Raw genomic sequence first — 10,329 nt, forward strand, 5'->3', positions numbered from 1 at the left:
ACCCGCCTGGAGCTGGCCACCGGGGTGACGGCGACGCTCGGCGCCCATGTGAGTCTTTACGGCCAGCTCGGCTACCAGTGGGCGGTCAACGCCGCTGCCGGTGGCGACCACACCGGTGGGCTGGCCAATGTCGGGCTGACATACGCATGGTAGGAGGAGCACCCCGTGACAGGCAGTGTTGCTACTGCCCGAAAATCGACCAGAGCGCCAAGGTCTTTTCATGCCCTTTTGGGTCTTTCCGAGTCCTGTGCCTCTACCCATCGACCGCAATGACGAAAAAGCATGACCACGTCACGGCCTGGATTGCATGCGTGCCCTGAGGTCGGAAAATGCTTGATCAGCGGCATTGACCCGGATGAGTCCCTGGCGGGGAAACTCGATATCAACGATCACATACACCGTCAGCGACAGGGTGGCCGTGAAAACCACGGTGTGAAGCCAGCTTCGATCGCTATTGAGTGATGTGTCGTAGCCGACCAACAAGGCGGCAAGCACACAGAGGCCGGCGAGCATTAGATAGATGGCCAGCGGGGGATGGGCTCGGGTCGCCATCGTTCTTGTCGCGGTGATATCGATCAGCGCGTTCAATGCGGGAAGCAAGAGTAGCGCGGCGTGCGGATCCGCGTCCGCCCGATGACATGCCGCCAAGGCTTGGCGCCATATCTCCCGTTGCAGGGCTGCCGTCTCATCGAGCCTGGCCGTCGTGGCGCCCTTGTCGTCGACATCACGATAGACAACCAAGCGCGTTTCCAGGTACCGACGAAACAGGCCTCTCATCTGAGGCTGCGTGTCCGTGGGCAATAAGTCGATGCGCATATAGGCCGTGTCCACCGCATTGACCTCCGCGGAGATCAAATGTCGGCGGTCATCGAACCGACTCGATGCACCGGAAAACGTGAAGGCAATGAGCAACCCAAGAAGCCCGAAAACAGCGGCCTCTGCTGCGTCGATCCCCTTACTCAGGCCTTCGGGATGGCGCGCAATTCTGGCCGACCCGATACGACGCCCTATCTCGGCGGACAGCAACATGCCTCCAAACAAACCAACCATGGAGAGAGTGGCGGACAGTTCAAATTCCATGATCCCTCCCGACCGGCAGGTGCCATCGGATGTAGTGTGCCGCCCCTGATGCACGCAACATCCATGGTACGCCCCCGCTGCCCAACCATCCAATACGTACACCCAGGCGAGCCGGCCTCAATATTTGAAGGGAGTTATCAAGGCGTGCGGCTACATTAGCCGCACGACGACGACCGCCAGAGCGTTCGATGACGGCCTGCGCTTCTCTAGGCGTGTAGAAGATATCGCTGCTTAATGCAGACTCTCGCCATGAGTGGTCAATGGGCGCGCGACCTCGATACAGACCTGGCGGCGATCAAGACGTGGAGTGCCACGCATCTCGTGACGCTGATAGCGCTGGAGGAGTTAGGAGAATTGGGTGTCACCACGCTGCCGGAAAAGTACGAACCCATGGATTGACTTGGCACGACGCCCCATTTTGGATGGTCATAGTCCTGGCGTCGTGCCTGAGCAGCGTGTCGTTTCACGACCAAAGCGAGGTGCCGAATGCAGATGTCTTTAACGGCGGGTTTGGAAGTTTGGCGGCTACGAGTGTTTTTGGTGGTGCTGGAAGTTACGGAAAGACTCGGCTGAGACACGCTTGGACTAGCTTTGGTCTTTCCGGACCGGTATACGGTGTCGATGTATCCGCTGGTGTATTCATTGGGGCTAGTGTAGTGACGTCATTCGAGAAAAAGTCGCGCGGATGTCCCGGAAGTTCAGGTGTTCGAATTAGGCCTTCAGGACATAAATCTACGCCTTGTATGAGCGGCGCTTAGGTTTAAGGCTGTAGTCAGCATAATCTTATGGCTGCAGGATTAATCGTGCAGGCACCCCGGTCAATGGATGCAGCCTTCGATCCAATGTTGTGGGTTGTATCATTTCTTGTGGCACTCATCTTTTTTTCCGCAAATGGTGAGGGATCGGCGGCGAGAGACAGCAGTCCTCCCCTTTGCGAAGGGGGCACGCAGCTTGTTGCGCGCTTTGTGCTTCCTTGTCTTGTAGGCAGAGTGCCACGGTGCCGGATCGCATCTTACCGGTTGGCTTTTGGAGGTTGGAACGCAGTCCCGAAGAACGGGGGAGTATCTCGTGTCACAAAGCTATGCTCAGGCGGGATTGCTAGTGAAGCAGAGAATCAAGAGTTCGGAGTGGCAGAACAGGTGGCGGCAGAACAGGCGTTGCAGCACCATCCTGATAAGGGCTTGATCAGGAAGCGACACTGAGGCACCAATCGAGCACGGCCGCGGCAGCGCGCCAATACGGTCAACCCAAGCAAAGCCAGAACTGGACGGCAGTGTCGTGAGTAATGAGGGTGATTGGGTAAGACCTGGCGAGGCTTACAGGACTTGTCGCGTTTGGCGCAAGGATGCCCGCCATGAGAAGCCGAGAGCCCTGTGAAATACGCCTTATCTTGCTTGATGATGGCGAGCGCCTGCGTGTGGTCGAGCGTGTCTAGCGTCCTATGGTTACCCGGTCTGTGGTCGTCGCAATCGGTTGCGCAGCCTCGGCAAGGATGAAGACAGGTTTCTGGTCGTTTCCAACATTCGGCGCGCAAGCAAAGGCGCGTTAACCTGTGACAAATCTCGCACCATCGAGCCACTCGGGGCTGAACCAGCCATTGATCACAGATCTAGCGTGGCGCCGTTTCTACAGTCGGTTGTCTTCCGAGGCGTGATTAGTACATCGCCCCGAATGTCGCCGAATCATTGCATCCATTTCGTCGAGCGAAAACGGTTTGATAAGCACATCATCGATGCCTGCCGACGCAATGTCCTCTTTCGCAACGGTATGCGCGGTGACGGCAACAATGGGGACCCGCACACCTTGCGTGCGAAGACGTCTGGCTAATTCATAGCCGTCGATCACCGGCATTGAGAGATCTGTGAATATAAGGTCGTAGGACTCGTTGTCGATTTTCCTTAGCGCTACTTCTCCATTTTCAGCAAATTCGACGGCGCAGCCGAGGATCTGGAACTGTTCCGCATAGAGCGTTTGAATGAACGTATGGTCTTCCACGACAAGAAGCCTTGCCGGCCGCGAAGATCTACCAGACTCGCGATTGCTCGTGGGCGCTGGCGAAGGCTCTTTTAGAGGGCGGCCCAGCAGAGCGATATCTACTGCGGTTTGGAGCGCATCAATGGTATAGCACGACACTCCGATGCGCTTGCCATCAACGTTTGGGTGTTGAGACCCGTCCTCGGTTGCTCGAATGATCCAAGCTGTACGGGCCATTATGGCTGTTTCTTCTCCGGCACTCCACGGGCGGCCGCCATCGAAAACAAGTAAGGGGGTAGAAGAATCGGATAGCTCCTGCATGCTTTGAACGGCGAGCACGCTGACGCCCCACGCCTGGAGGTGAGGGACGATTGATGCTTGCCATGCTGGCTCGTTCGTCGCAAAGGCTATGCGCGGGAGATCGGCATAACGCTGGCTTGACACCTTCTGATCGTCAGTCGCGGGCAAAGGCAGGGATATGGTGAAAGTACTGCCCATACCGGGCGTACTGTTGAGCGAGATAGTGCCGCCCATGAGCGCCGTGAGGCGCTTACATAGCGCAAGCCCGAGTCCAGTACCTCCGAAGCGACGTGTGATCGAAGTGTCGGCCTGCCTAAATGGTTGGAACAATCGATTCTGTACTGTCGTTGAAATACCGATGCCCGTATCGTGCACGTGAAATTCCAACAGCGAGGTATTCGTCCTCAAGGTAACTTGGTGCAGCTCCATGGTTACAGAACCGGCCTCTGTAAATTTGATTGCGTTGCCCAAGAGGTTGACCAAAATCTGTCGAATCCTAACGGAATCGCCGACGTAGCAGCGCGAAAGCGTGGGTGGGATCGCGTAGACGAGCGAGAGCCCTTTTTTACGCGCACTAGGCGCGAACATCGCCATTAGATGCTCGACGAGTTCAACGATGTCAAAGGAAGCTGCTTCCAGGCGCAATTGTCCAGACTCCACCTTGGAGAAGTCCAAAACGCTGTCGATGAGTTCAAGCAGGGTGCGGGACGACGCATCGATGATACGTAGACGATCGCCTTCCTGCCCTGATAGACGTGATCGCCCAAGGAGCTCGAGATGGCCAAGAATGGTCGTTAGCGGCGTCCGGATTTCATGGGTCATGATCGCCAGAAAGTCGGACTTTGCCCGGGCGATGTCTTCCGCGGCTTCCTTCGCTATGCGAATAGCCTGTTCGGCCTGCCTTTGCACGGTAACGTCTTCGAGCGTGGCTAGAAGCAGCGTCTTCCCGTGATGACGCATATTTGTGACGCGCACGACGGCGTCCCATATCTCGCCGTCGGGCCGCTGGTGACGCCATTCGTAGCTGAGAAATGCTTGCTGGTGTGGCGTGGACCGTCTCCTTGCCGTCAACGCGGTAAGCGACTCGGTTCCATCGCTCTGGAACGGGGCTGACACGTCAATAGCGGTCTTTCCTAGGACCTCGCTTTTGCTGCCGTAGCCAAAGATGTCTATGGCTGCTGGGTTGCAGTCAATAAATTCCCTGCTTATCGGATCAATAACGATCATGGGAACGTGAGAGGACTCAAACAGGACCTTTTGATATGCCTCGCTGTCACGCAGCGCGCGCTCAGCCGCCCGACGTTCGGAAATATCGCTGGCGATCGTGCAAACCCCGTAAGGTTTGCCTGCTTCATCGACCAGACGAAATTTGGCTACTTCAAAAGGAAGAACTTCTCCGCCGAGGACAGGGACCTCATACTCCACGTGCTGGGCTTCGGGTACGGAAAGAACATGCTTATCCATTTGACGAAGATTTTCAGCAATATGTAATGGTAGATGGTCGAAATCGGTCTTTCCGACCAAAGCATGGCCTCTCCGACTGAAGGTGCGATCACAGGCACGGTTGGTCAGCAGGTATCGTCCCTCTGTGTCCTTGACTGAGACGACGGATGGGTAGCCATCAAGCACGTCTTGTAGAAGTTTATGAGCCTGACGTTGGTCCGTGATGTCCTGGTAATAGCCATTGATGATGACTGCGCCGTCGGGCGTGGTATGTGTTCCATGCGCTACGGAGAGCACGATGTGAGTTTTGCCATCGAAGGAGACTCGCGTTGTGACCTGGGCAGCGGCTTCCTTTTCGCCTGATCGAACCCGCGCAATCAAGGTAGCTAGCGTCGAACGGGCCATCGCGGTGTCTTCGCAATGCTCATAGCGGAAACGGAGCGTCGGGTCCTTCATAAGATCGGTCGACGGAACTCCCAGAATATTCTTGACGCTGCGGGCGACAAACAAATATTCGCGGCTTCCGTCTGGAAATACCCGCATCTGAAACACCGCGAGCGGCAAGGAATTTGACATATCTTGCAGCCGGTTGAGCTGCATACGGACCTCAGACGACATGTCACGTAGATTGTGTTGCATACGTGCAAGCGCGCGCAGGAGTCGAGCGACCTCGGACGCCCCAGTTATCGAGATAGCGGCATCCACGTTGCCGCCCGCCATGTTCTCCGTAACGTCAATTGCGCGATGGAGAGGCACTATGAATGATCTAAGAAAGTCGAGTACTACAATCAGGGTAATGAGCCATCCAAGTCCAATCGTGCCGAACGCAACTACCCGAGACTTCGCGTAGGAGTGCTGCGCTGAAGCATATTCATCGCTAGCCAGGCGTACATGAAGATGGAGCAGATCGGTCGTGTCTTCGCGGGTGGCATCAAGTAAGCCATTAAGTGGAAGCATCTTCGCTAACGCCAGGCCAGCAACATGACCGTTGTGCCTATACTCGTGGATCATTCGTTGAAGAGCATCGTCCAGCGTACTGATATCGCGTTCTGCCTTTTGAATCCGCTGGCTTTCGTCCTGGGGCAAGTGGCTACCTAGGTAGCGCTCCCAGGATGTGATTCTCTCTGCCCTAAGCCCATCGAGTTCTTCCAGTGATGCGGCGGCATCGGTCGAGGAGTCTCCTAGCACCTTCTCGTTGAGAAGGCTTTGTATCTGTTGTGCGCTATCGAGTACATCGCCAAGGTGCACCATGGCAACGACGTGATCTTCATAAATGCCCCGCAGGCGATCATTACCGGTGGCCATGCTGTAGTAGCCAATACCGCCGGCGGCTATAGCAACGCAAAAGACGGCCACATGGCTCAATAGGCGGGACCGTATATTGAACTTGTCCACAGATGCTCCGGCTTCGTACCCTTTCAACAGGAACGAGAGTGTCAAGCGGTGCATCGAGCGCATATCGGACCAGGCCTAATTGTGGTCGCGTTGTAGGGTTTTATCCCGGACGATGTAGGCTTTTGGCGTCACGAAGTACTTTCGCGAAGGAAGCGCAGTGTGATCTTTAGATTTAATCTGCGTCGCAGCGGCTATGCGATCCAAGGCGCATCTTGGGCGTCCCATTCAGCAGACGCTTGCGCTGAGCTTGCCCGTTCCCGGTGTCGAGGCTCTCTGTGGTGGGCGAGCGCTGTTTCATAGGCTATAGGGCTGGCCGATCACCGTGCTCTCCCTGAGTAGTGCTCCTGTTTTTAGGTGGCGCCGGATCCTTTTGGGATCAGCCTTGGTACTCGTGACATCTGAAGCAGATGCATTTCTCTTTGTAGCATTTGGATGTCAGTCGACTCCGCAGGTTTATCAGCCTTCTTGGCTACCCGGGCTTGCGCAGCGAGTCGCAGCGAGTTAGCTGCTCCGGCGTCCAACCACTTGACCATATCGAGACGAGGTTCTCGCTTCGGGTTTACCGCTCAGTGCATCGCTAGCAATGCGATAGCGCCGCCGCGTTGACAGACCCTTGGCGGCCATCGGTGGCCGGATGAAAGAAGCATCTGACTGGTGTTAAGGACGAACTGGCCCGAGCGGTGAAGCTCTTGGGTTAGTGGCAACCTGCCGTTTGACGCTACGAACACGGTAGCGGTTAGAACATGGGGGATGTCAGGTAGGCGTCTATACGGTTGCCGACGGCGTAGGGGTTGCCACACTAAGTATGTGGCTTGCGTCTTCTATCGATGGATATTCGTAGATTTACGTATCCTTGGTTCTGTGCAGTGACTTTGCTTTTAGCAAAGTCTTTTCAATTTTGGGGACATTGCCCGCTTTAAATGTGATCGCGTACGTACTTATTGAAAGCTTCACGTTATCGAGGATCTCGCGTATCTGAAGCACTATAGAAAGTCACCGATTGTACGCGGGCGGAATATGCGTCTTCAGCTTGCCAATTCGGATTCGCGCATCTTCCGGTCAACGAGGAAGTTCCAGTACTGGGCCACAGGTTAGTAGGGCAGTACGACATGCCCGGAGGCGCCGGATGAATAGGACTAGTCGCAGTTTCCAGAGTGCAACGAAGGGCGGCCGAGCAACGGCTTTAGGAGCAGCACTCGTTCGCCGTGATGTCCATCTACTAGAGCACGATCGGCTTGTGACATCCCTGTTAGCAACTTTGGGCTTGACACTCTTCTGCGCGGGCGTGACGCCTGCCGCGGCTGCGACGCAAAACTGGGATATCAACGGCAACACGGCAGGCCTCGGCGGTACGGGCATGTGGGACACCGCCAGCGCCTTCTGGAACAGTAGTGCGACCGGCACGGGCGGCACTGTGTCCGCCTGGAACAACGCCAATCTCGATGATGCCGTCTTTGCGGGGACGGCCGGCACGGTCACGCTCGGCGCCCCAATCACGGCTCATAACCTCACCTTCGGGACGACAGGTTACACGCTGACTGGCAACACCCTGACCCTGGGCGGAGCGACGCCGACCGTTACAACCAATACCGGCGTTTCCACGACCATCAGCTCTGTCCTAGCTGGCGCGGCGGGCCTGACCAAGGCTGGCGCCGGCACCTTGACGCTCAGCGGCGCCAATACCTTCAGCGGCGGCGTCAATGTCACGGGCGGCATCCTCAGCGTCAACGGCAATGGTGCGCTCGGCGACGTCAGCAACGGCATCGTGATGGCCAACGGCACCCAACTCAATGTGACCCCGAACTTCTTAGCAGCCGCGCGAGTGGTCACGCTCACCAGCGGCAGCGTCACCCTGACGGGTCGAGGTGCGGGTTCTGCCCGATTCACCGGCGCGGGTGGGCTCGTTGTGCAATCGCAAGTCAATCTGACCAACAACGCCAACAACTATACGGGCCAGACCCAGTTCGGTGGCCCGGGGGGAAGCTATTCGTTCTCCTCCATCGCCGATCTGGGCGTGACCAGCGCCCTGGGTGCACCCACCACCGTGGCCAACGGTACCGTTGTCGTAGTCCCTACGTCGGGCATCGCGACGGTGAACTACACCGGCACGGGCAGCAGTTCCAACCGCAACTGGGTATGGCAGTTTCCTGCTGCAGGTGCGGTAACGCTTACCAGTGCGGGTAGCGGCAGCTTGACGCTGACCGGCAACATCACGATGGCGGGCACGGGAAATCAAAACGCAACCTTTAATGCCACGGGGGCGAACCTGGCGTTGCTTGGCGTGATCAGTGACGCCACCACGCTGGAAAACGTGACCTTTAGCGGCTCCGCCGGGCGGAGCATTACGCTCGGTGGCGCCAATACCTGGCAAGGAGTTGTCAATGTTTCGGGCGCGACGGTGCTTGCTCCCGTGCTCGCAAATTTGGGTAGTGCCAGCTCCTTTGGTACCGCCGCCGGCAGCACAGGTTCCATCAACGTCCTCTCCGGTGGCACAGTGAGTTATATCGGTACGGGCGCCAGCACGAACCGTATTTGGACCATCAACAATGGCACGCTCAGCAACGCCGGCTCAGGTGCCTTGTCTGTCAGTGGCGCTATGACGATCACCGGTACCGCGACACTGGGTGGCAGCTTTAACGGCGCGGCCAACAACGCATCCGGCGTCATCTCTGGAGTCGGTACGCTCACCGTCAATAGTGCAGGCACGTGGGTTCTCACCGGCACCAACACCTATACGGGCGGCACCGCGATCAACGCCGGTGTCCTACAAATCCTGAATGACGCCAATTTGGGCAATGCGGCGGGCGGTCTAAGTTTCAATGGCGGTACGTTGCAAACGGCGGCCGCTCTGACCACGAATCGCACGACGACGCTGAACGCTGGCGAAGGAACCGTCGATACCAACGGGTTCGATGTCACCTTCGGCGGACAGGCCTCGGGTGTTGGCGCGCTGACCAAGGCAGGCACGGGGACGCTGATTCTGAGCCAAGCGAATACCTATGCCGGCGGCACGACGATTTCCGGGGGCACACTGCAAATCGGCAACAACAACTTCACGGGCAGCATCGTTGGTGACGTCATTGACAACGGTACGTTGGCTTTCGCGCGCACAAACTTCATCACCTTCAGTGGTGTCATTAGTGGTGCCGGAGACGTGCGGAAGAGTTCGGGAGGTACGTTGATCCTGAGCGGTGACAACAGCTATTTCGGAGGTACGGAACTCGATGCCGGTACCCTGCAGGTGCAGCACGATCATGCTTTGGGCTCGGGAGACCTCGCCATGGAGGCAGGTACGACGCTCGATTTTGGTGGCACCCATACGCTAACCAATGCCATAACGCTCACGGGCAGTTCCACTATAAATGTCGACACGGGGTTGACCGGTACGCTGCAGGGCGTCAGCGCCGACGGTGCGACCACTGGTGCATTAACCAAGGTGGGTGCAGGCACACTGATCCTAGGCGCCGACAATACTTACACCGGCGGGACCACCATCAGTGCCGGCGCGCTGCAACTGGGCAATGGCGGCACGAGCGGCAGCATCGTTGGCGATGTGACGGACAATGGCGCGCTGGCGTTCGACCGATCGGACACGTCGAGCTTCGGCGGCCTCATCTCGGGCAGTGGCGTGGTCAACCAGATCGGTGCCGGCACCACCGTGCTGATGGGCGTCAATACTTACACGGGCGGCACCGCGATCAACGCCGGCACCCTGCAAGTCTCGGACGACGCGAACTTGGGTGATGCAACAGGCGGCCTCAGTTTCGATGGTGGCACGCTGCAAACGACGGCGGCGCTGACCACCAATCGCGCGACGACGTTGAATGCCGGTGGTGGCATCGTCGACACGAATGGGTTTGATGTCACGTTCGGTGGCGTCACTTCCGGTGTTGGCGGGCTGACCAAGGCCGGGGCGGGGACTTTGACGCTGACGGGAAACAACACGTATACGGGGCTGACGACGATCAGCGCCGGCGCGCTGCAACTGGGCAATGGCGGCACCACGGGCAGCATCGCCAGTGACGTGGCCGACAACGGCGCTCTGGTCTTCAATCGCTCCGATGCCCTCAGTTACGGTGGGGCGATCTCGGGCGCCGGCACCATCGCGCAGATCGGCAGTGGCATCACCACGCTCGG

The 10,329-nt window shown here is 57.7% G+C and carries 4 protein-coding genes; 2 read left to right on the forward strand and 2 right to left on the reverse strand.

Going from position 1 to position 10,329, the window contains the following annotated elements; all coding sequences use genetic code 11:
* Positions 1-291: 291 nt before the first annotated feature.
* Complete coding sequence (locus ABIC75_RS22925; RefSeq protein ID WP_354016203.1) at positions 292-1,080, reverse strand: hypothetical protein; 789 nt, start codon at positions 1,078-1,080, stop codon at positions 292-294.
* Between the two features lie 249 nt (positions 1,081-1,329).
* Here ABIC75_RS22925 and ABIC75_RS22930 point away from each other — a divergent pair, with 249 nt between their 5' ends.
* Positions 1,330-1,479, forward strand: a complete 150-nt coding sequence (locus ABIC75_RS22930; RefSeq protein WP_354016204.1) for a hypothetical protein — start codon at positions 1,330-1,332, stop codon at positions 1,477-1,479.
* Positions 1,480-2,706: 1,227 nt separating this feature from the next.
* Here the strand turns inward: ABIC75_RS22930 and ABIC75_RS22935 are convergent.
* A complete protein-coding gene (locus ABIC75_RS22935; protein ID WP_354016205.1) occupies positions 2,707-6,192 on the reverse strand; it encodes an ATP-binding protein in 3,486 nt (1,161 codons plus the stop codon).
* 1,237 nt (positions 6,193-7,429) lie between these two features.
* Between ABIC75_RS22935 and ABIC75_RS22940 the strand changes: the two genes are divergently transcribed.
* A partial coding sequence (locus ABIC75_RS22940) for a beta strand repeat-containing protein (protein WP_354016206.1) occupies positions 7,430-10,329 on the forward strand: 2,900 nt, incomplete at its 3' end.

The sequence above is a fragment of the Dyella japonica genome, from assembly GCF_040545895.1.
Taxonomy (GTDB): domain Bacteria; phylum Pseudomonadota; class Gammaproteobacteria; order Xanthomonadales; family Rhodanobacteraceae; genus Dyella; species Dyella japonica_D.